This window comes from Bradyrhizobium sp. BWC-3-1, assembly GCF_032917965.1.
In the GTDB taxonomy this organism is placed as follows: domain Bacteria; phylum Pseudomonadota; class Alphaproteobacteria; order Rhizobiales; family Xanthobacteraceae; genus Bradyrhizobium; species Bradyrhizobium canariense_D.
Map to the genome: position 1 here is coordinate 8,676,690 of NZ_CP136625.1, position 22,343 is coordinate 8,699,032.

20 protein-coding genes and 1 pseudogene are annotated in these 22,343 nt (G+C 63.0%); 10 read left to right on the forward strand and 11 right to left on the reverse strand.

Going from position 1 to position 22,343, the window contains the following annotated elements; genetic code table 11:
- Positions 1-6: 6 nt before the first annotated feature.
- Entirely contained in the window at positions 7-591 is a 585-nt protein-coding gene (locus RX329_RS41395; RefSeq protein ID WP_317246493.1) for a LysR substrate-binding domain-containing protein, read from the reverse strand.
- A 186-nt stretch (positions 592-777) separates the two neighbouring features.
- A pseudogene (locus RX329_RS41400) lies at positions 778-906 on the reverse strand (LysR family transcriptional regulator); the annotation flags it as partial.
- Positions 907-1,095: 189 nt separating this feature from the next.
- Between RX329_RS41400 and RX329_RS41405 the strand changes: the two are divergent.
- A complete protein-coding gene (locus RX329_RS41405) occupies positions 1,096-1,464 on the forward strand; it encodes a nuclear transport factor 2 family protein (RefSeq protein WP_085349795.1) in 369 nt (122 codons plus the stop codon).
- A gap of 94 nt (positions 1,465-1,558) precedes the next feature.
- Here the strand turns inward: RX329_RS41405 and RX329_RS41410 are convergent, their stop codons facing one another.
- Positions 1,559-2,089: a methylated-DNA--[protein]-cysteine S-methyltransferase gene (locus tag RX329_RS41410; RefSeq protein WP_085361947.1), complete on the reverse strand. Its 531-nt coding sequence runs from the start codon at positions 2,087-2,089 to the stop codon at positions 1,559-1,561.
- Positions 2,090-2,179: 90 nt separating this feature from the next.
- Between RX329_RS41410 and RX329_RS41415 the strand changes: the two genes are divergently transcribed.
- From RX329_RS41415 to RX329_RS41425, 3 genes are all read left to right on the forward strand, one after another.
- Positions 2,180-2,542 (forward strand): DUF1304 domain-containing protein, encoded by a 363-nt coding sequence (locus tag RX329_RS41415; RefSeq protein WP_162496325.1) that lies wholly within the window; start codon positions 2,180-2,182, stop codon positions 2,540-2,542.
- A gap of 135 nt (positions 2,543-2,677) precedes the next feature.
- Positions 2,678-3,904, forward strand: a complete 1,227-nt coding sequence (locus tag RX329_RS41420; RefSeq protein ID WP_026233046.1) for an ABC transporter substrate-binding protein — start codon at positions 2,678-2,680, stop codon at positions 3,902-3,904.
- Positions 3,905-4,135: 231 nt separating this feature from the next.
- Positions 4,136-5,362: an ABC transporter substrate-binding protein gene (locus RX329_RS41425; RefSeq protein ID WP_085385519.1), complete on the forward strand. Its 1,227-nt coding sequence runs from the start codon at positions 4,136-4,138 to the stop codon at positions 5,360-5,362.
- 84 nt (positions 5,363-5,446) lie between these two features.
- Here RX329_RS41425 and RX329_RS41430 read toward each other — a convergent pair whose 3' ends face one another.
- Positions 5,447-5,872, reverse strand: a complete 426-nt coding sequence (locus RX329_RS41430) for a DUF1330 domain-containing protein (protein ID WP_018455884.1) — start codon at positions 5,870-5,872, stop codon at positions 5,447-5,449.
- Between the two features lie 167 nt (positions 5,873-6,039).
- On the opposite strand from RX329_RS41430, the gene RX329_RS41435 reads away from it, so the two are divergent.
- Both RX329_RS41435 and RX329_RS41440 read left to right on the forward strand, forming a co-directional pair.
- Entirely contained in the window at positions 6,040-8,253 is a 2,214-nt protein-coding gene (locus RX329_RS41435) for a transglycosylase domain-containing protein (RefSeq protein ID WP_085349760.1), read from the forward strand.
- A gap of 355 nt (positions 8,254-8,608) precedes the next feature.
- Entirely contained in the window at positions 8,609-9,268 is a 660-nt protein-coding gene (locus tag RX329_RS41440; protein ID WP_085361949.1) for a hypothetical protein, read from the forward strand.
- Between the two features lie 175 nt (positions 9,269-9,443).
- On the opposite strand, the gene RX329_RS41445 is transcribed toward RX329_RS41440, so the two are convergent.
- The 4 genes from RX329_RS41445 to RX329_RS41460 form a co-directional block, all read right to left on the reverse strand.
- Positions 9,444-10,283 carry a M48 family metallopeptidase gene (locus RX329_RS41445; protein ID WP_026233044.1) on the reverse strand — a complete coding sequence of 280 codons (840 nt, stop codon included), beginning with the start codon at positions 10,281-10,283 and terminating at the stop codon, positions 9,444-9,446.
- A gap of 217 nt (positions 10,284-10,500) precedes the next feature.
- Positions 10,501-11,829 (reverse strand): polyhydroxyalkanoate depolymerase, encoded by a 1,329-nt coding sequence (locus RX329_RS41450; RefSeq protein WP_018455880.1) that lies wholly within the window; start codon positions 11,827-11,829, stop codon positions 10,501-10,503.
- 121 nt (positions 11,830-11,950) lie between these two features.
- Complete coding sequence (locus RX329_RS41455) at positions 11,951-12,769, reverse strand: ABC transporter permease (RefSeq protein ID WP_018455879.1); 819 nt, start codon at positions 12,767-12,769, stop codon at positions 11,951-11,953.
- 109 nt (positions 12,770-12,878) lie between these two features.
- Complete coding sequence (locus RX329_RS41460) at positions 12,879-13,682, reverse strand: ABC transporter ATP-binding protein (protein ID WP_085349757.1); 804 nt, start codon at positions 13,680-13,682, stop codon at positions 12,879-12,881.
- 105 nt (positions 13,683-13,787) lie between these two features.
- Here RX329_RS41460 and RX329_RS41465 point away from each other — a divergent pair, with 105 nt between their 5' ends.
- Positions 13,788-15,098, forward strand: coding sequence for an ActS/PrrB/RegB family redox-sensitive histidine kinase (locus tag RX329_RS41465; RefSeq protein WP_018455877.1), 1,311 nt, complete (start codon positions 13,788-13,790; stop codon positions 15,096-15,098).
- A 103-nt stretch (positions 15,099-15,201) separates the two neighbouring features.
- Positions 15,202-15,756: an ActR/PrrA/RegA family redox response regulator transcription factor gene (locus RX329_RS41470; RefSeq protein ID WP_007598178.1), complete on the forward strand. Its 555-nt coding sequence runs from the start codon at positions 15,202-15,204 to the stop codon at positions 15,754-15,756.
- Positions 15,757-15,876: 120 nt separating this feature from the next.
- Here the strand turns inward: RX329_RS41470 and RX329_RS41475 are convergent, their stop codons facing one another.
- Positions 15,877-16,365 (reverse strand): MmcB family DNA repair protein, encoded by a 489-nt coding sequence (locus RX329_RS41475; protein ID WP_085361950.1) that lies wholly within the window; start codon positions 16,363-16,365, stop codon positions 15,877-15,879.
- A gap of 258 nt (positions 16,366-16,623) precedes the next feature.
- Here RX329_RS41475 and RX329_RS41480 point away from each other — a divergent pair, with 258 nt between their 5' ends.
- The gene (locus RX329_RS41480) at positions 16,624-18,321 is read left to right on the forward strand and encodes an alpha-amylase family protein (RefSeq protein WP_085361951.1); all 1,698 of its coding nucleotides are present in this window, start codon (positions 16,624-16,626) and stop codon (positions 18,319-18,321) included.
- Between the two features lie 157 nt (positions 18,322-18,478).
- Here RX329_RS41480 and RX329_RS41485 read toward each other — a convergent pair whose 3' ends face one another.
- Positions 18,479-20,077: an alpha-amylase family glycosyl hydrolase gene (locus tag RX329_RS41485; RefSeq protein WP_085361952.1), complete on the reverse strand. Its 1,599-nt coding sequence runs from the start codon at positions 20,075-20,077 to the stop codon at positions 18,479-18,481.
- A 171-nt stretch (positions 20,078-20,248) separates the two neighbouring features.
- Here RX329_RS41485 and RX329_RS41490 point away from each other — a divergent pair, with 171 nt between their 5' ends.
- The gene (locus RX329_RS41490) at positions 20,249-20,929 is read left to right on the forward strand and encodes an MBL fold metallo-hydrolase (protein ID WP_085361953.1); all 681 of its coding nucleotides are present in this window, start codon (positions 20,249-20,251) and stop codon (positions 20,927-20,929) included.
- Between the two features lie 118 nt (positions 20,930-21,047).
- Here RX329_RS41490 and RX329_RS41495 read toward each other — a convergent pair whose 3' ends face one another.
- Positions 21,048-22,214: a PHB depolymerase family esterase gene (locus RX329_RS41495; protein ID WP_085385574.1), complete on the reverse strand. Its 1,167-nt coding sequence runs from the start codon at positions 22,212-22,214 to the stop codon at positions 21,048-21,050.
- Between the last annotated feature and the right edge of the window lie 129 nt (positions 22,215-22,343).

The window sequence follows — 22,343 nt, forward strand, 5'->3', positions numbered from 1 at the left end:
GCTGAATCATCGCGCCGACTTTTGTTCGGAGAATCGCAGCGCGTTCACCAGCGCAGACAGCGTCGCCGGTTGATGCCGACGACTGGGATAATACATGAAGAAGCCCGGAATTGGCGGAGTCCAATCCTCCAGCACCCGGACAAGGCGGCGCTTCGCAACATATTCGGCGACCTGCTCTTCATAAGCGAGTCCCACACCAACCCCGGCGAGCGCCGCCTGGATCACCAGGTGGGTATCGTCAATGATGAGTGGGCCGTTCACGTTGATCGTGACCGACTTTCGTCCCTGCTGAAACTCCCACCGATATGGTCCACCCGCAAGACGCAGCGTAATGCACCGATGATCGTTCAGATCCTTTGGTTTCTTGGGGATGCTTCGTGAAGCGAAATAGCTTGGCGAGCCCACTACCGCCAATCGCAGTTCGGGCGTGAGGCGAACCGCGATCATATCCTTTTGAATGTACTCGCCAAGCTGGATACCGGCATCGAACTCGCCTGCAACAAGGTCCACGGGGCCAGTGACGGTAACAACGTCCAGAACGATGTCCGGGTAGGACTCAGCGAAAGCTCTCAACCGCGGCAACAACACCATCACGGCAGCTGATCGTGACATTACGATTCGGAGACGACCTTCGGGTCGCTGCCGAACACTTCGGGCCTTGTCGAGGGCGTGACGAATTTGCTCAAGCGCCGGAGACAAGTCTTCCAAAAGAGCTGCCCCCGCAGCGGTTGGCGCAACGCTCTTGGTTGTTCGAGCGAGCAGCTGCAGCTCAAGCCGTTGCTCAAGCCTCCGGATTGTGTGACTCAAGGCAGACTGAGACACACCCAGCCTTATCGCAGCGCGCGTAAAGCTTCGTTCACTGGCCACGATTGCGAACGTCGCGAGCTCGTTCAATTCGTTTGTCATCGTCTATGAATATCGATCATAAGCCCATGCCGCGCAAGTCGGCTGGCTTCATAAACAACTATGCCGTAGGCTCCCACCCGCAATTCGACGACCTACGGTGCTTTTCTGCACGGGCGCCAGGCTGACGCTCGGCACGGCTGGCCGGGCCGGGCCGCATGAATGCCCGGTGTAACGGCTTTGAGGATGACAATGAATACGGACGTTCCCGCCTTGCACTCCCTTGCGCAAACCTATTTCGATGCTGCCTATGAAATGGATGCCGAGAAATTTGCATCCATATTTCACCCCTTGAGTTCCGTGACGAAGGTCGCCGAGGACGGCAACGTGGGCGTGACGCCGATTGCGACCTGGCTGGCAGCGGTCCGCGACATGAAAGCTCCAAAGCAACAGGGCTTCGAGCGAGACGATCAGATCCTGTCGACGGATGTTGAAGGAGAGCTCGCGCTTTTGAAGGTGAAATTGCGCATCCCGCCGCGTTACTTCACAGACCTGTTGTCGTGCTTGAAGGTGAACGGGACTTGGAAGATCGTGCAGAAAGTAATGACGTCGAACGTCTGATGGATTCGGTCACGGCGGGGGAGAGCGGCCGAAGGCTCGCTCGACGGCCCATCGCCGGCCGCCGCCAATCGCTCAACCGTTGTCAAACAGGCGCTTAGACCGCCACGCCTTCATGCCGCAGCAGCCAGCGCTTGCGCTCGAGGCCGCCGCCATACTTCACCAGAGAACCATCGGCGCCGATCAGGCGGTGGCACGGCAGCACCACGCTGATCGGATTGGAGCCGTTGGCATGGCCGACGGCGCGAATGGCTTTGGGCGTGTCGATCCTTGCGGCGAGCGCGCCGTAACTCATTGTGGTGCCGGCAGGGATTTGCGCCAATGCATTCCAGACCTTCTGCTGGAACGGCGTGCCGGCGATGCGCCAGGCGATGTCTGAGAGCTGGCCGAGATCGCCGTCGAAATAGTCCGACAGCGCAGTCCGCATGGCCGCGGGCGCGGGCTGGTCACTCAGGTCCACCAGACCGTAATGCAGGCGCAAGAGCTCGCGCATGCGGTGCTCGTAATCCTCCCAGTCGAGCGCGCGCAAGGCGCCCTCAGCGTCGGTGATCAGCAGCGCCATCCCGATCGGCGTCGCCAGCCGATCGAGGCCGAAGCTTACAGGCGGTTTGGTCGGTCGCGCGGGCATTGCGGCACCATTGCATCGAAACACGCCATCGCACTTGCCACGCCAGCCGTGCTAGCGTCCACCCGAAAGCTGACGCTGGGGGAGCTCAACTTGATCTGGATCGCGAATATCCTGGTGGCGCTGGTCGCCGCACTGCACGCTTACTTCCTGATCCTGGAGATGTTGCTCTGGGACAAGCCGCAGGGCTTGAAGGTTTTCCGCAACACGCCGGAGAAGGCAGCGATCACCAAGGTGCTGGCCGCGAACCAGGGACTCTATAACGGTTTCCTGGCCGCCGGCCTGGTCTGGGGGCTGGTGCACGGCAATCCGGCCTTCGCGTTCCAGATCAAGGCGTTCTTCCTGCTCTGCGTGATCGTGGCGGGCGCTTCTGGCGCGGCGACCGTCAGCACGCGGATCCTGATCGTGCAGGCGCTGCCGGCGGCGCTCGCGCTGTTGGCCTTGTTCCTGACCTGAGATGCCATAGCGCGGCACCGCGATCCTTGCGCGGCGCCTGCCGTTCCTCCACAATCTCCGACAGCGATGGCGACCGTTGGCAATCAACGGGACAAGACCGTCGGTCGGAAATTCCGTCAGGAGGAACAAGCCCACATGAGCAATCGCAGAGCCTTCATCACCGCCACGGCGGCGCTCGCCTTCGCGTTCTCCGCCAACCAAGCTCTCGCCCAGAAGAAATACGACACCGGCGCGAGCGACACCGAGATCAAGATCGGCCAGACCGTGCCGTTCTCCGGACCCTATTCCGTCTACGCCAATATCGGCAAGACCCAGGCCGCCTACTTCAAGATGATCAACGATCAGGGCGGCATCAACGGCCGCAAGATCAATCTGATCCAGTATGACGACGCCTATTCGCCGCCGAAGACGGTCGAGCAGGTGCGCAAGCTCGTCGAAGGCGACGAGGTGCTGTTCACCTTCCAGATCATCGGCACGGCCGCGAACGCTGCCGTGCAAAAATATCTCAACGGCAAGAAGATCCCGCAACTGCTGGCCTCGACCGGCGCCGCGCGCTTCAACGATCCGCAGAACTATCCCTGGACCATCGCCTATAATCCCAACTACGTGTCCGAGGGACGCATCTACGCCAAGTACATCCTCAAGGAGCATCCGAACGCCAAGATCGGCGTGCTCTACCAGAACGACGACATGGGCCGCGACTATCTCGCCGGCCTCAAGAGCGGTCTCGGCGACAAGGCCGCCAGCATGATCGTCGGCGAGGTGTCCTACGAGGTCACCGATCCGACGGTGGACTCGCAGGTGGTCAAACTGAAGTCGTTGGGCGCCGATCTTTTCTATGATGCCTCGACACCCAAATTCGCGGCGCAGGCGATCAAGAAGGTCGCCGAGCTCGGCTGGACGCCGGTGCACATTCTCGACATCAACGCGAGCCCGATCTCGGCGACGTTGAAGCCGGCCGGTCTCGACATCTCCAAGGGCATCATCTCCACCCAATATGGCAAGGAGCCCGGCGATCCGCAGTGGAAGGACGATCCGGGCGTGAAAGCGTTCTTTGCCTTCATGGACAAGTATTTCCCCGAAGGCGACAAGCTCAATACCGTCAACACCTATGCTTATTCAGTCGCCGAATTGCTGACGCAGGTGCTGAAACAGTGCGGCGACGACCTGTCGCGTGAGAACGTGATGAAGCAGGTCGCTAACATCAAGGACTTCACCCCGAGCTTCGCGCTACCCGGCATCAAGATCAACACCGGGCCGAACGACTACCGCGTCAACAAGCAGATGCAGATGATGAAGTTCAACGGCGAACGCTGGGAGCTGTTCGGCCCGATCATGGAGGATGCGGGTCCAGCGGGTTAGCCTCTCGGATATCTCATAGGGCGGGTTACGCCCGGCGGACTGCACTTCGCGCATCCGCCGGCGCTGGCCCACCTTACAAACCTGCTGCGCAGCCGCGCATGCTACGAACTGCGGGCGCACGCCCAGCTTGCGTTGCAACAACGCCTCATCCACTATCGCCGTCAGCGGTGACATCAGGTGCGCACAGGCGCACCTGATTGATCACCGGCAACAAACATTGAGGAAATGCGAATGAGGAATGGAATGCTGCATCTGGCCACGGCAACGGCGCTGACCCTGGCGCTATCGGTCTCGGCGGCCAATGCCCAGAAGAAATATGATCCGGGGGCCAGCGATACCGAGATCAAAGTCGGCCAGACCGTGCCGTTCTCGGGACCGGCATCGGCCTACGCGTCGATCGGCAAGACCCAGGCCGCCTATTTCAAGATGATCAACGACCAGGGCGGCATCAACGGCCGCAAGATCAATCTGATCCAGTATGACGACGCTTACTCGCCGCCAAAAGCAGTGGAGCAGGTGCGCAAGCTGGTCGAGAGCGACGAGGTGCTCTTGACCTTCCAGATCATCGGCACGCCATCGAATGCGGCCGTGCAAAAATATCTCAACTCCAAGAAAGTGCCGCAGCTGTTCGCGGCCACCGGCGCCTCGAAGTTCACGGACCCGAAGAACTTTCCGTGGACGATGGGCTACAACCCTAACTATTTCGTCGAGGGCCGCATCTACGGCCAGTACATCCTGAAGGAATATCCAAACGCCAAAGTCGGCGTGCTCTATCAGAACGATGATCTCGGCAAGGACTATCTGAACGGCATCAAGGCCGGGCTCGGCGACAAGGCCGCCAAGATGATCGTCAACGAGTCCTCCTACGAAGTCTCGGACCCGACCGTCGATTCGCAGATCCTCAAGATCAAGGATGCCGGCGCCGATCTGTTCTTCAGCGCCAGCACGCCGAAGCAAGCGGCGCAGGCGATCAAGAAGATCGGCGAGATCGGCTGGAAGCCGGTGCAGATCGTCGACATCAACGCCACCTCGGTCGGCGCGGTGATGAAGCCTGCCGGTCTCGACGCCGCCAAGGGCGTGATCAGCGTCAATTACGGCAAGGATCCGCTCGATCCGACCTGGAAGGACGATGCCGGCCTGAAGAAGTATTTCGACTTCATGGCGAAGTACTATCCGGACGGCGACAAGGATTCGAACTTCAATACCTACGGCTACGGTACCGCCCAGCTTTTGGCCCACGTGCTGCAGCAGTGCGGCGACAACCTGACGCGCGAAAACGTCATGAAGCAGGCGGCTTCGCTGAAGGACGTGACCAGCGATATCGCCCTGCCCGGCATCAAGGCCAACACCTCGGCGACCGACTACCGCGTCAACAAGCAGCTTCAGATGATGAAGTTCAACGGCGAACGCTGGGAGCTGTTCGGCCCGCTCCTGGAAGATGCGGGTCCGGCGGGTTAGTTCTCTCGGAGCAAGCAGGTGAGGCGTGGATGGCCGAGTCAAGCCCGGCCATCCACCTTGAGGAGGGAGTTCCGCCGACGCCGCTCAGGCCGGCACCTCGCCAAAGTTCTTGCCCACCGGCAGCACTGCGTGCCGAATGAGCCGTGAATCCTCCACGGCGGCCTGCCTGTGCTTAACCGCTTCGCGATAGACGGGATCGCGGATCATCTCGACGAACGCGGCGACGCTTGGGTATTCGGCGATGAAGCAATGGTCCCAGCGCTCAGTCTCGGGGCCGATCAGCATCAACTCGAATTTGCCTTGCCAGACGATGCGGCCGCCGAGGCGTTCGAACACCGGGCCGCTCTCGCGGCCATAGGCCGCATAGGCTTCCGCGCCGCTCGCCTTGCGGCCATCTGGATAGGCTGCCTCCTTGCGTAAGCGCACCAGGTTGAGCATGTGGATCGGGCCGGGACGGTCGTTGTCCCGGAACTGCGCGAAAATCTCCTTGGTTGGATCGATGTGGCCCATCTGGGTTTCCTTTTCTTTTATGCCGGCGATCCTAGCTCTGCCGACCTCCCAGCGGAACTGCGGCCAGCGAATGCCGCACCTCCTAATCGCGCGTTAAGCTCTGGGTAACCGGGCCTTAAACAGCGACCGCTAGCGTGCGGCGGGGCGGGCTGACCGGGCGTTTGCGTATGGGGTTGGGAAAGAAAAAGGGTGGGCGGAAGGAGCCGTTGTTCGGCTTGCCTGCGGCACTCGCCGATCTGCGCCTGACCGCGGCCGACCGCATTCCTGGCGGCGATGAGAAGCCGAAGAAATCAACGAAATCATCTGCCAAGCGCAAGAGCGAGGATGCCGGCGACGAGCCGCCGCGCGAGCGCAAGGCGCCAGCCGGCCGCGGCAGTGCCAAGCGCCGATCCAAGTCACGCATCGGCGCGAGCCTCGGCCGCCTGGTCTATTGGGGCGCGGTGCTGGGCCTGTGGGGCGCGATCGCCGTGATCGGCGTCGTGATCTATGTCGGCGCTCATCTGCCGCCGATCCAGTCGCTGGAAATCCCCAAGCGGCCGCCGACGATCCAGATCGTCGGCATGGACGGCAGCATGCTGGCGCAGCGCGGCGAGATGGCCGGCGCCAACGTCTCGCTGAAGGATCTGCCGCAATATCTACCCAAGGCGTTCATCGCCATCGAGGATCGCCGCTTCTATTCGCATTTCGGCATCGATCCCGTAGGCATCTTGCGTGCGCTCGTCACCAACGTGCTCCATCGCGGCGTGTCGCAGGGCGGCTCGACGCTGACGCAGCAATTGGCGAAAAACCTGTTCCTGACCCAGGAACGCACCATGGCGCGCAAGCTGCAGGAAGCGGAGCTCGCGATCTGGCTGGAGCGCAAGCATTCCAAGAACGAGATCTTGGAGCTCTATCTCAACCGCGTCTATTTCGGCTCCGGCGCCTACGGCGTCGAGGCCGCCGCGCAGCGCTATTTCGGCAAATCGGCCAAGAACGTCACCGTCGCGGAAGCGGCGATGCTGGCCGGTCTCGTCAAATCGCCCTCGCGGCTCGCGCCGAACCGCAACCCCGAGGGCGCAGAAGCGCGCGCGAAAATCGTGCTCACGGCGATGGCGGATGCCAAATTCATCACCGAAGCGCAGGCGCAGGCCTCGATCGGCCAGCCCTCCTACAATGTGAAGCCGGTCGGCGCCGGCACGGTCAATTACGTCGCCGACTGGATCGGCGAGGTGCTGGACGATCTGGTCGGCCAGATCGACGAGAGCATCAAGGTCGAGACCACGATCGATCCGAAGCTCCAGAGCGTGGCGGAAGCCGCCATCATCGACGAGCTCGCGGCCAAGAGCGTGAAATTCAATGTCAGCCAGGGCGCACTGGTGGCGATGACGCCCGACGGCGCGGTTCGCGCCATGGTGGGCGGGCGGAACTATTCCGAGAGCCAGTACAACCGCGCGGTCACCGCCAGGCGCCAGCCGGGCTCCTCGTTCAAGCCGTTCGTGTACCTGACCGCGCTCGAGCAGGGGCTGACGCCCGACACGGTCCGCCAGGACGCGCCGATCGAGGTCAAGGGCTGGAGGCCTGAGAACTACACCCACGAATATTTCGGCGCGGTGACGCTGACCCAGGCGCTCGCGATGTCGCTCAACACGGTCGCCATTCGCCTCGGCCTCGAGGTCGGGCCGAAGAACGTGGTGCGCACCGCGCACCGGCTCGGCATCTCCTCGAAACTCGAGCCCAACGCCTCGATCGCGCTCGGCACCTCCGAAGTCTCGATGGTCGAGCTGGTCGGCGCCTATGCACCCTTCGCCAATGGCGGCTTCACGGCGACGCCGCATGTCGTCACGCGGATCAGGACGCTCAGTGGCAAGCTGCTCTACATGCGCCAGGCGGACGAGCACAACCAGGTGGTCGACCCGCGCTATGTCGGCATGATGAACGCGATGATGCGGGAAACGCTGATCAGCGGCACCGCCAAGAAGGCGGAGATCCCGGGCTGGCCAGCGGCCGGCAAGACCGGCACCAGCCAGGACTACCGCGACGCCTGGTTCATCGGCTACACCGCCAACCTCGTCACCGGCGTGTGGCTCGGCAATGACGACAACTCGCCGACCAAGAAGGCCACCGGCGGCGGCTTGCCGGTCGAAGTCTGGTCGCGCTTCATGCGCACAGCGCACGAGGGCGTGCCGGTAGCAGCCTTGCCGAGCTCTCCAGGTGGCTGGGGCCTGTCGAACCTGGCGCAGGCGACGTCGCAGGTGTCGCCGCCAACAGCGGCAGCGCCCGGACCCGCACCGGCCAGCAACGGCGGCTATCGCCCACCCCCCACGCGCGCCAATGCGCGACCGGAGGCAGCCGCAGGACTCGATGGCTGGCTGATGGACCGGCTGTTCGGCGGGAATCGCTAGCGCCGACCTGAGGTCCGGGTGACCTCAAAACAAAAACAAGCGAAAACAACCCCATGCACAGTAGCCGAGGATAACGAAATCAACGGCTTGCGTGAGTCGCAAGACGGCTGATTCTGACAGCAAAGCCATTTGACACCTCGGGCAAAACAGAACCGTTCCGCCATCATCCCGAACGCGGCCGCTATCTCGGCTCTCCCGGTTCGCCACCGGTGTCGTCTTCGGCAAGTCCTGCCTACCATGGCAAAATCGGCCGATCCCCGCAGCTCCCGGAACGCAAAAACACCAGTCTCTTCAAGCTCCGGTCGGCGGCCCGGGATTTGCTCTCACAGGTTGAGCAAGTATCGGAGAGCGTTCCATGATGTCGGGTGTATCCAGCGCGGCGTTGCCTCATCTGCGACCCGCATCAACGTCCGCTTCGAATAGGACATCGAGTCTTCAGCCGGCGGGACCGGATGCGACTGATGCTGCGACCGACGGCTTTCGGATTGACGTCTCGCAGGTCAAGCCCCTGACAGGCGCCAAGTCGATATCGGCGGCGGACAATCCTCACCTGCGCGACCTCATGGCAACGAACTGGCTGATGACCCATGACACGAGCGCAACTCAGTCGGTCGTCTCGGACGATGCCACTGAGAACACCTATGCTCAGGTGAAGGTCGACGGCAAGGTGGTCGCCACCCTGTACAATGGCGGGTCCTCAACGATGACCAACGAGGCGGCTGGAAAGATCGGCAAGCTGGAGGATCCACCCGATCTGAGTGGACCAGATCTGGCGCAGTGGCGGGCCGACAGATACGCCGAGCGGCTCGGTGGCACCGTTGAAAAAGCTTCCACCGCGATCACGCAATCGCAATGGACCCCGCGTGAAAGCAGCTCCGCAACCTATAGCCGCGATCAACTCGACGCAGCCTTCCAGGCGATGCTGGCCGAGGGCCAGAAGGCCGGCGTGCAATTGCAGTCATCCTATCTCGCCTCGCGCACGCAGCCGGGGACAAGCGCGGATGTCAGCGCCTGAGCAGAGGGATGAATTGAGTACGCGCGGACGTCGCTGCATTCTCAACTGTCATTCCCGCGAACGCGGGAATCCAGTACGCCGCGGCCTCTCGGTTCAATAACAACCGCCTCGGAACACTGGATCGCCCGGTCGAGCCGGGCGATGACAGCGTCAGATGGAGGTTGGCAGCGAGGGCCTAATCCTCGACCCCGTAGCGGTGCAGGTCGTTGCCGTACGTATCGAGCCACTTCTTGGCGCGCTCCATCGACGGGCAGACCTTGCCGCAGACGCGCCAGAACCGCGCCGAGTGGTTCATCTCAACGAGATGGGCGACCTCGTGGGCGGCGAGATAGTCGAGCACGTAGGGCGGCGCGAGGATCAGGCGCCAGGAGAACGACAGCGAGCCGGCCGAGGTGCAGGAGCCCCAACGACTGGATTGATCGCGGATCGAGAGCCGCTTGACCTTGACGCCGAGCTCGGCGGCATAGGATTCCGCCGCACGCTGAAGGTCGCGGCGAGCCTCGCGCTTGAGGAAGTCGCTGATGCGACGGTCCGCATGCTCGACGCCGCCGGCGACGCAGAGAATGCGCTCCCCGCTGTCGCGCACTTCCGTCCACACCGTACCGCGCGTGCCGGCGCGATGAACGATGCGATGGGCCGTGCCGCGAAGTGGTATCACTGTGCCAGGCTGGAACGGCGCGGCCTTCGGCAAACGGCCGAGACGTGCCGCGATCCACGCGCCGTGGCGCTGCGCGAAGTCTTTTGCTTCGGCGAGCGTGCCGCGCGGCGGCATGGTGAGGATGGCTTCGCGATCGCTCGGATGAATTCTGAGCGTGTAACGGCGCGCGCGGCGATGCCGGCGCAGTCGAATCGCAAAATATTGCGATCCATGGGTGATCAGGAGGGTCTTCGGCTCGTGGGGCCGCCGATAGAGGAGTGCGCGAGTGGCCATGTCTGTCAGTCCGGGGGGCAGGAGAGCGCCCGGATTCTGCCATAACCGCCGCCAGGGAAAGCGCTCGGCGCAAAAACAAATCATTTGCCCAATATACAGGGGTCTGGCGTCCGGGAGACCCTACAGACTGGGGTTGGAACCGGCTTTTTTCGCCCCCGTTCGGCGCATGTGGCACCCCCAAGGGGTGAGGTTGGACTCACTCCTACAAAGCTACCTAAATACCGCGAATCTAGCGGGAACTCGCCCCTGTCGGAGCCTCCGACAGGGCGTCGATTTTCAGCGGGAAAGCCGAAAAACGCGATTATTCGGCCGCGAGAGCCTGCAATGAGCTCGGATTCGCCGCCGAGACCATGAAGTCGTGGATGCGCGGCACGATTTCCGATTTGAAGCGCGAGCCATTGAACACGCCGTAATGTCCGACGCCCTTCTGGACGTAATGAACGCGGCGGTGATCGGGAATCGAGCTGCACAATGTGTGCGTTGCTTCGGTCTGACCGATGCCGGAGATGTCGTCGTTCTCGCCTTCGACGGTCATCAACGCGACGCGCGTGACCTTGGAGGGATCGACGCGTGTTCCACGATGGGTCATCTCGCCCTTCGGCAGCGAATGCTTCACGAACACGGTGTCCACGGTCTGCAGGTAATACTCGGCGGAGAGATCCATCACCGCGAGATATTCGTCGTAGAAGTCACGATGCTTGTCGACGAGGTCGCCGTCGCCCTTCACCAGGTTGGCGAATAGCTGCTTGTGGGCATCCATATGCCGGTCGAGATTCATGCTGATGAAGCCGTTGAGCTGCAAGAAGCCCGGATAGACGTCGCGCATCATACCCGGATGCGGGAACGGCACCTTGGTGATGACGTGGTTGCGGAACCAGTCGATGCCGCGCTCCTGGGCCAGGTTGTTCACCGCAGTCGGATTGCGCCGGGTGTCGATCGGGCCGCCCATCAGCGTCATCGAGGTCGGCACAAAGGGATCGCGTAGCGCTTCCATAATCGAAACGGCAGCGACGACGGGAACCGAGGGCTGGCACACCGCCAGCACATGCGTGTTGCCGCCGAGGACATGCAGCATCTCGATGACGTAGTCGATGTAGTCGTCAAGATCGAAGCGGCCGTCGCTGAGCGGCACCATGCGGGCATCGGCCCAATCGGTGATGTAGACCTCATGCGCCGGCAGGAAAGCCTCGACGGTACCGCGGAGGAGCGTCGCGTAATGGCCGGACATCGGAGCGACGATCAGCACGCGTGGATGCGGACTGCGCAGTGGACGGGCGAACTTGCGATCGAAGTAGAGCAGGCGGCAGAACGGCTTTTCCCAGACCGAGCGGACCTCGACGGGAACGCGGATGCCGTTGACCTCGGTGTCGTTGAGGCCCCATTCCGGCTTGCCGTAGCGGCGGGTGGTGCGTTCGAACAATTCGCAGGCCGCGGCAACCGACTTGCCAACCTCGGTGCGTGCCCAAGGGTTCAGCGGATTCTGAAACAGGAGCTTGGTCGCGTCCGTGATCGCACGCGCCGGATTGAGAGAGGCTTGCCCCATCTCGTACATCCAGTACATCGGCGTCGTCAGGACAGGACTGCCTTCGGCCACCAGGGGCGGCGCGCCGCCAAACTCACCAATCGGCATCGCTATATTCCTCTTCGCATCGCAGCATACTGCCGAATGCGTAATATTGCGTCAATGCATGGTTCCGTACATCTACGTGGCCGAGGTGCCCAAACCGGGCAGAATCCACGAGAAAGTGACGTTATTCGCCGCCTGACAGCAGCGAGCCCTGCATCCTGGCGCTGCGCAAAAGGGCAAGGAATGCCCCAAAAGATGCAAGCAACAGCACCGCGTTGATGGCCAACGCGCTCAGCATCAGATCGGTCCTGAAGGTGTTTTCGATCAGCAGCGCGCGCATCCCTTCGAACACGTAGGTCGGCGGCAGCGTCCAGGCGATGTATTGCAACCAGACCGGCAGCACGCTGACGGGATAGTAGACGCAGGCGAGCGGCATGATGCCGAACATCAAGGTCCAGACGATGCTCTCGGCGCCGAGGCCGTTTCGCAGCACCAGTCCGGAGACGAAAATGCCGACCGACCAGCTCGTGAAGATCAGATTGCAGAAGAACGCGATCAGCGGCACGCCGAGCGCATAAACATTGAAGTGAAACAGGAATAACGCGAGCAGCGTCATGGGGATGACGCCGATCGCGAGCCGGATCAGGCTCATGATCATCAGGGACAGCAGAAATTCGATCGGCTTCAACGGGCTCATCATGAGATTGCCGAGGTTGCGCGCCCACATCTCTTCCAGGAACGAGATCGAAAAGCCGAGCTGCCCGCGAAACAGGATGTCCCAGAGAATGACGGCGCCGATCAGGGTGCCGCCGGCACGCGCGAAGAAGTTGGCATTCTGCGCGATGTAAAGCTGCAGAAAGCCCCAGGTGATGACCTGCAGCGCCGGCCAGTAGAGCAGCTCGAGCAGCCGCGGCCAGGACGACAGCAACAGGTACCAATAGCGCAGGATCATCGCGCCAATGCGGTGGACGGAGATGCCGCGGTGGAGGGAGAGTTCGGTCATTGCGGCACCGCGTAGCCCGAATGAGCGAAGCGATATCCGGGACCTTGCTGGCGGCGTTCCCGGGTATCGCTTCGCTCACCCGGGCTACGGTCGCAACATACGGCCTGGCTCATCGTGCCACCTCCTGCGCGCCGTTCACCCTTCCGCGCGCGACGTCCAGAAACACCTCTTCCAGCGTGGTGCGGTTGTAGCGGGCCATGATGGCTTCGGGCGTATCGTCGTCCTCGATACGGCCGCGCTTCATGATGATGACGCGATCGCAGAGCCGCTCGACCTCGAGCATGTTGTGCGACGCCAAGAGGATGGTGGCGTTGTTCGCCATGCGATAACGCTCCAGATGCCCCCGGACCCAGTCGGCGGTGTCGGGATCGAGCGAGGCGGTCGGCTCGTCCAGCAACAGCAGCTCGGGCTGGTTGATCAGCGCCTTGGCGAGCGCAACGCGCGTCTTTTGTCCTGCGGAGAGCTTGCCGTTGGCGCGGTCGATGAACTCGGTGAGATCGAGATCGTCGGCGAGCTCAGCGATGCGATCGGAGAGGTTCTTCACCGCATAGAGCTTGCCGAACACCGTGAGGTTCTGACGCACCGTGAGCCGCATCGGCATGTCGACATAGGGGCTCTCGAAGTTCATCCGACCCAGCACGGACGCGCTGTCCTCCGGCATCCGATGCCCGAGCACCTGCACGCGGCCGGAGGTCGGCAGCACGAGGCCCATGATCGTCGCGATGGTCGTGGTCTTGCCGGCGCCGTTGCCGCCCAGCAGCCCGGTGATGCTGCCGCGCGGAAGCGAAAAGGAGATGTCGTCGACGGCGCGGGTCTGCTTGTAGACCTTGACCAGGTGATCGACCGCGATTGCCGCGGAGAGGCTGCGATCCGCGACAGTCGGCCAGCTTGAAGCCTTGTCATTCTCCGTCATGCTGGGCGTTCTTCTGCTATTGCAGCGGAGAGCGCAAGGCTTGTAATCCGGCGGTTCCGTGAGCCGCGCGCTTGTGATCGAGAAGGCACCGCCCCATTGGCCGAAATGACCGAACTTGCCGCTTCCGACTTTCGCCCCGCGCAGCGGCATATCCGCCTGGATACGATCCTGCGACTGCGCTGGCTCGCGGTGCTCGGCCAGCTCGCCGCGATCTTCATCGTGGCGCAGGGGCTGGAATTCAATGTCGAGATCGTTCCCTGCGTCAGCATCATCGCCCTGTCGGCGGCGCTCAATCTGGCGCTCCAGACCGTGTCCAATCCGCTGCAGCGGCTGGAGCCGATGCAGGCGGCCGGACTGCTCGCGCTCAACATCGTGGAGCTGGCGGGTCTCCTGTTCTTCACCGGCGGACTCCAGAACCCGTTCTCGTTCCTGTTCCTCGCGCCCGTGCTGATCTCCGCGACGGCGCTGCCGGCCCGCTTCACCTTCGGCCTCGGCGTGCTGGCTGTCGCCTGCGCCTCGGTCCTGTTCTTCTTCCATCTGCCGCTGCCCTGGGATTCTGATGATCCGCTGGTGCTGCCGCCGATCTATCTCGTCGGCGTCTGGCTCTCGATCGCGCTCGCGATCGGCGTCACCAGCCTCTACTCGTTCCAGGTCACCGAGGAGGCGCGCAAGCTCGCCGACGCGCTGGCCGCGACCGAGCTGGTGCTGACGCGCGAGCAGCATCTGACCCAGCTCGACGGCCTGGCCGCAGCCGCAGCGCACGAGCTCGGCACGCCCCTCGCGACGATCTTCCTGATCTCGCGCGAGCTGGAGAAGACGGTGAAGGAGCCGAACTTTGCCGCCGACCTGAAGACCCTGCGCGAGCAGACGCAGCGTTGCCGCGACATATTGAGCAAGATCACCCAGCTCTCCTCCACCGGCGCGCCGTTCGACCGCATGAAGCTGTCGGAGCTGATCGAGGAGGTGGTGGCGCCGCACCGCGATTTCGGCGTCGATATCAAGGTGCGCATCGCCGTCGCCATCGTGGCCGAACCGGTCGGCTCGCGCAATCCGGCGATCCTCTACGGCGTCGGCAATATCGTCGAGAACGCGGTCGATTTCGCCCGCACCACCGTCGAGGTGAATGCGTGGTGGAACAAGGACACAATCGAGCTCGTGATCTCCGACGATGGTCCCGGGATTCCGCCTGACATCCTGAACCGGATCGGCGAGCCCTATTTGTCGCGGCGGCGCAGCAAGGACGAAGGCGGCGGCCTCGGGCTCGGCGTGTTCATCGCGCGCACCTTGCTGGAGCGCACCGGCGCCAAGGTCTCGTTTACCAACCGGACCTTTCCGGACCATGGCGCAGTGGTCCAGATCACGTGGCCGCGAGACCGTTTTGAGGCTATCGAGACCTTCGAAGAAACAATAGGATAGGCCGCGACCTTGCGTCGCACAACGGGGCCGATCGACCATTGGCGCCCTTGGCACCGCCCGATTGCGCCGCCATATGTAGACGCGCTGGAGAGAGGACGAAACCTTGAACGCCATCGCCGAACTGAACGAACAGACCGACCGCTCGCTGCTGATCGTGGAGGACGACAAGCCGTTTCTGGAGCGGCTGTCGCGCGCCATGGAAACGCGCGGCTTTGCGGTGACGTCATGCGACACCGTCTCGGACGGTCTGGCGCAGATCGGCAAGGCGGCGCCGGCATTCGCCGTGGTCGATCTGCGGCTCGGTGATGGCAACGGTCTCGACGTGGTCTCGGCGCTGAAGAAGAAGCGCCCCGACGCCCGCGCGATCGTGCTGACCGGCTATGGCAACATCGCCACCGCCGTCACCGCGGTGAAGATGGGCGCGGTCGATTATCTCTCGAAACCCGCGGACGCCGACGACGTCGTCGCGGCGCTGCTGTCGACCGGCTCGGACAAGTCCGAGTTGCCGGCGAACCCGATGTCGGCCGACCGCGTGCGCTGGGAACACATCCAGCGCATTTACGAGATGTGCAACCGCAACGTCTCGGAGACGGCACGCAGGCTCAACATGCATCGGCGCACGTTGCAGCGGATTTTGGCCAAGCGCGCGCCGCGATAACGGTGCCGTAGGGTGGGCAAGGCGCAAAGCGCCGTGCCCACCATGTCTGCTTCAATCTTTGACCTGGATGGTGGGCACGCTCCGCTTTGCCCACCCTACGGCATCGCGCTCGCGGCGCCGCTATTCCCAAAACTCCGCATGCCCCTGCGGATCGACCAGCCGGTTGATCCGCAACGCCGCCGCCATGGCGAACCGCACCGTCATCTGCTTGCGCGTGGCCGCAGCGAGCTTGTGCTCGGGCGCCTCGCATTGCAGGTGCGCACCATAGGCATCCGCGATGATCAAGCCGGTATCTTGCGGAAAGATCTCGCAAGGCAGGTCCTGCGTGAAGGCGAAGAACAGCCGGTCGCAATGCGCCCGGTATTCGTGCCATTTCTGATCGGCGCGCAAATCCTCCACCGACGATTTGATCTCGACGATCCAGATCTCGCCCCGCTCGTTCAGCGCGACGAGATCGGCGCGTCGCCCCGAGGGCAGCGGTAATTCGCTGATGCAGGTGAAGCCGAGCGAGCGCAACAATCGCGCCGTGCCGCGCGCGATCGCCAGCGCCGTCTCGGATTGACGGCGGTCCGGCGGCGGCACGAGGGCAATTCGGGCGGTGTTGTCCATCGGGGGAGGATAGCCGATTCCTCCGTCGTCGTCCTGGCCTAGTGCGCAATTGCGCACGGGAGCCAGGACCATGACTCCAAGGGATCGTTGGTGCACGAGGGGATCACCACCAGTCCTCGTCAAATTTCGGCCTGTGGTATTGGTCCTGGATCTGCGCTTCGCTTGTCCAGGACGACGGCGGGGTACGGAACCGCTCTCGCTCTTAACACTTATCACGCAGCCGCCGCACCTCGGCGGAACCACCGAGGCTGCGCGCGCATGATCGACGATCTCTGGTACAAGAACGCCATCATCTATTGCCTGTCCGTCGGCACCTATATGGACGCCAACGGCGATGGCATCGGCGATTTCAAGGGCCTGTTGCGCCGGCTCGATTATCTGCACGGCCTCGGCATCACCACGATCTGGCTGATGCCGTTCCAGACCTCGCCCGGCCGCGACGACGGCTACGATGTCGCGGATTATTACAGCGTCGATGCCCGCTACGGCACGCTCGGCGATTTCGTCGAGTTCACTCATGGCTGCAAGCAACGCGGCATTCGCGTCATCATCGATCTCGTCGTCAACCACACCTCCGACCAGCATCCCTGGTTCAAGGCGGCGCGGAGCGACAGGAATTCGCCCTACCGCGATTGGTATGTCTGGTCCGACAAGAAGCCGGCCAACGCCAATCAGGGCATGGTCTTTCCCGGCGTTCAGAAATCGACATGGACGCGCGACAAGGAAGCCGGCGCCTGGTACTTCCACCGCTTCTACGATTTCCAGCCCGACCTCAACACCTCGAACCCTCGCGTGCAGGCCGAGATTTTGAAGATCATGGGCTTCTGGATCCAACTCGGCGTCTCAGGCTTTCGGATGGATGCCGTGCCTTTCGTCATCGCGACCAAAGGCGCCAAAGTGAAAAAGCCGGCCGAACAATACGACATGCTGCGGACGTTCCGTGAATTCCTGCAATGGCGGCAGGGCGATGCCATCATCCTCGCCGAGGCCAACGTGCTGCCGAAGACGGACATGGAATATTTCGGCCGTGATGCCGACCGCATGCATATGATGTTCAATTTCCAGGTCAACCAGCATCTGTTCTATGCGCTGGCCTCGTCCGATTCCCGCCCGCTGGGGAAAGCGCTGAAGGCGACCAAGCCGCGGCCCGCCTCGGCGCAATGGGGCCTGTTCCTGCGCAATCATGACGAGCTCGATCTCGGGCGATTGACCAAGGCGCAGCGCGACACCGTGTTCAAAAGCTTCGGTCCTGACAAGGACATGCAGCTCTACGACCGCGGCATTCGCCGTCGCCTGGCACCGATGCTCGGTGGCGACCGCCGGCGGCTCGAGCTCGCCTACAGCCTGATGTGCACGCTGCCGGGAACGCCCGTGATCCGCTACGGCGACGAGATCGCGATGGGCGATGATCTTTCCCTCCCCGAGCGCAATTGCGCGCGCACGCCGATGCAATGGTCGACGGAGCCGCATGGCGGCTTCACCACCAGCGACAAGCCGGCCTTGCCCGTCATCGACGAAGGACCGTACGGCTATCCGCACGTCAACGTCGCCAAGCAGCGGCGCGATCCCAACTCGATGCTGAACTGGACCGAGCGCATCGTCCGCATGCGCAAGGAGGTGCCGGAGATCGGCTGGGGCGATTTTTCGATCATCGCGACGCGCGATCCCGCCGTGTTCATCATGCGCTATGACTGGCGCAACAATTCCGTGCTGTTCGTGCACAATCTCGACGAGAAGCCGCGCGAGATCGCGTTCTCGGCGGGGCTGCCACGCGAGGCCGGCGCGCACCTGATCAATCTGCTCGCGGAGGACCACAGCCACGCCGACAAGCGCGGCCAGCACCGCGTCGTGCTGGAGCCCTATGGCTATCGCTGGTACCGCGTCGGCGGATTGGACTATCTGTTGAAGCGGAGCGATATCGACGGGACGGTGCGAGGGAACAAGCATCCGGGGTAGTCAGTGCGACCACGCACTCCGTTGTCGTCCTGGCGAAAGCCAGGACCCATTACCCCAATAGGTGATTGTTGTACGAAGCTATCACCACGAATCTTCGTCAAACCACTCCCTGGGGCAATGGGTCCTGGATCTGCGCTTCGCTTGTCCAGGACGACGGTCAGGGTGGCGTGATGATCACGCCCTCGTTGCCGCGCAGATCCAGCACGCCTTCGATCCGCTCTCGCTCGCGATCCAGGAATGTCGACAGCAGAATCTCGCTGCCGAACCTGATCGCGCTGGTGGTGACCGCGATCGGCTCAGGGCCGAGATTGAGCACCACGGTGACCGCCCTGCCCTCGGCCTCGCGGCGATAGATCAGGAGATCGCCTTGCGCGGCAAGCGGATGATAGTCGCCCGCGACCAGCGGCGGACAGCCCTGCCGCAACGCGATCAGACGCTTATAGAGCGTCAGGATCGAACGTGAATCGGCCTCGAGATCGACGACGTTGTTGCGGATGTGATCCTCCGGCAGCGGCAGCCATGGCCTGACGTCCGAGAAGCCGGCGAAGTTGGAAGAATCCCACTGCATCGGTGTGCGGCAGCCGTCGCGGCCGACACCGATGCCGGGCACGTTCTTCTCGAAGGGGTCGCGCACGTCCTCGGGCGCGATCGCGAGCTGATGCATGCCGATCTCGTCGCCATAGTAGAGCGTCGGCGTGCCGCGCAGCGTCAGCAGCAGCATGGCGGCGACGCGGGCCTGCTCCGGCCCGACGCGGCTTGCGACGCGTGGACGGTCATGATTGCCGAGCACCCAGTTCGGCCAGGCGCCCTTCGGCAGCGCCTTCTCGTAATCCTCGACGATTTTCTCGATCGAGCGCGCGCTCCAGAAGGTCGAGAGCAGCGCGAAGTTGAACGGCATCTGCGCGCCGGTGAGATCGTTGCCGTAATAGGCCATGAGGCGATGCAGCGGCAGATAGATCTCGCCGATCAGGACGCGGGCATCATAGGCATCCGTGACGCGGCGCATCTCGGCGATGACGTCGTGCACCTCCGGCTGGTCGGTGGAATATTGCGTCATTATCTTTTCGTTCGGCGGCCGGCCCTCGGCATAATGCGGATTGGGCGGGTTGTCGCGGAACTCGGCGTCCTTGATCAGATGCCAGATCACGTCGACGCGAAAGCCGTCGACGCCTTTCTCCAGCCAGAACCGCATCACGTCGTAGATTGCCGCGCGGACATCGGGATTGCGCCAGTTGAGATCCGGCTGCTGGGCGAGGAAGGCATGATAGTAGTATTGGCCGGTGGTCTCGTCGAACTGCCACGCGCTGCCGCCGAACTCGGACAGCCAATTATTCGGCACGCCGCCACCCTCGCCCGGGTCGCGCCAGATGTACCAGTCGCGTTTGGGATTGTCGCGCGAGGAACGGCTCTCGACGAACCAGGGATGCTGGTCCGAGGTGTGGTTCGGCACGAGGTCGAGGATCAGCTTAAGGCCGTTGTCGTGCGCGGCGGCGAGAAGCGCATCGAAATCCGCCATCGTGCCGAACAGCGGCTCGATGCCCGTGTAGTCGGAGATGTCGTAGCCGAAATCGGCCATCGGCGAGGGGAAGATCGGCGACAGCCAGATCGCGTCGACGCCGAGCGATTTCACATAAGGTAGCCGCTGCAAAATGCCGGCGAGATCGCCGACACCGTCGCCGTTTGAATCCTGAAAGGAGCGCGGATAGACCTGATAGAAGATGCCGTCGCGCCACCAATCGCTGCCGCCCTGAGCCATGCGGGAAATCCATCCAAAACTGCTTGTTGCGCGGGAGAACGCGGAAGGAGCGCTCCGGTTCAAACCAGCAGGCGAATTGGGACGGCCGTGTGACGATGTCTGCGGTTGTTCCCAGGCCCCGGGGAGAAATCTTTTGCTTGGCGGCATGGCAAAAATCGGCATTGTGGCGCCATGACCGAGCAAAACGAGACACAAGCTGAGGCCAGCGCGAAGGCAGGCGCGATCATCGTCCCCGTGACGCTGTTCGAGCAGAATTGCACCATCATCTGGGACGAGCCTTCCAAGAAGGCCGTGGTGATCGATCCCGGCGGCGACGTGCCGAAGATCCTGGACGCCATCAAGCAGACCGGCGTCACCGTGGAGAAGATCTGGCTCACCCACGGCCATATCGACCATGTCGGCGGCGCGGCCGAACTGCGCGACGCGCTGAAGGTGCCGATCGAGGGCCCGCACGTCGCGGACAAATTCCTGCTCGACAACGTGGTCGAGAGCGGCGCGCGCTTCGGCATGACGGGGGTGCGCAATTTCGAGCCGGACCGTTGGCTCGACGAAGGCGACAGCGTGGCCATCGGCGATCTCCAGTTCGAGATCTATCATTGCCCCGGCCACTCGCCCGGCAGCGTGGTGTTCTTCAACAAGGACTTGCGCTTCGCCCATGTCGGCGACGTCCTGTTCGCGGGCTCGGTCGGTCGCACCGATCTGCCCGGCGGCAGTCACGCGACGCTGATCGACTCGATCAAGACCAAGCTGCTGCCGCTCGGCGACGATGTCGGCTTCATCTGCGGCCATGGCGCCGGCTCGAGCATCGGCCAGGAGCGGATGACAAATCCGTTCATCACCGGCGAGATGTGAGCGCCTATTCCGCGGCGTCTGCGAACGCCGCGGGCTGGCTCAGGTTGCGGTCACCCCATTCGCGGATCGCAGCGACGACGGGCACAAAACTCCTGCCTTATCGGCGCGACGGCCTGAGTTACTTCATCAATCCCGCGGCCGTGAGCGCGCGCGTAATGATCTGGCCGAGATCGAAGCCGCGGGCCTCCTCGCGCTTCGGCTCGGCCGGCTCTTCGGCGATCGCGGCGCGGATCGAGCGCGCCAGATGCGGCGCGGGCGAGCGGGCCGGCGTCGGCTTTGCCTCCGCCTTCTTCGCAGCGTCGGGAATCCAGCCGGTGAGGCCGAAGAATTTGGCGATGTGATAAGACGAGGAGATGCCGGCCTCGATCAGGAACGCGCCTTCCACGCCATAGCGCTGGTCGTTGTCGGCAAGGCCGAGCGGCGTGCCGTGGGCCATGTCGGTGATGGCGTAGGACTCGACGAGCGTCTCGCCGTCCTTGTTCCACCAGGCCTGGCGGGGATAGCCGTCGATGTCAGTTTCCGCCATCGGCGCCTCGGGCAGATCGTGCAGGTCGAGCCATTGCTTGACGATCTCGTTGGCATTGCCGGGATTGACGGTGCGATCGGCGCTGCCGTGCCACACCGAGATCCTCGGCCAGGGCCCGCGATGATTCGAGGCCCGCCGCACCAGATCGCCAAGTTCACGCGCCGGCCGCTCCGGGGAATGAAACATGCCGTCGAGCGCCTCGCGCAGATTGGTCGCGATGCCGTAGGGAAGTCCCGCGATCACCGCACCGGCCGCGAAGACTTCAGGGTAGGTCGCGAGCATCACCGACGTCATGCCGCCGCCGGCCGACAGGCCCGTGATGAAGATGCGCTTGGGATCGACGCGATGCGTTTCCGTCATATGCGCGATCATCTCGCGAATCGAACAGGCCTCGCCACTGTCCCGCGCCGTGTCTTCCGGATTGAACCAGTTAAAGCAGGTGTTGCTGTTGTTGATGCGCTGCTGCTCGGGCATCAACAGCGCGAAGCCGTAGTGCTCGGCGAGCGTCGACCATCCGGCACCGAGGTCGTAGCTTGCCGCCGTCTGGCCGCAGCCGTGCAGCACGACGACGAGCGCGCGCGGCTTCTGCAGTTGCGGCGGCACGAACGCGAACAGGCGCAGATTGCCGGGATTGTCGCCGAAGCCCGTGACCTCTTGCAACGGACTGGACGCATCGGCGCTCCGGCCAAACTCGGCGAAGCGCAATCCGTCCAGCTTTGGCAGACGTCTCAAGAGATCGACATTTCTGGTTAACGACACGGCAGCTCCTAGCAGGCGACGTTCAACGTCCACCCAAACCAAATAGTTGCTGCAGCGCAAAATAAAAAGACCGTGTGCTGTCGATGAGGTGCTAAATCTCAGGAAAGCCTGCAGAAATCAGCACGCATT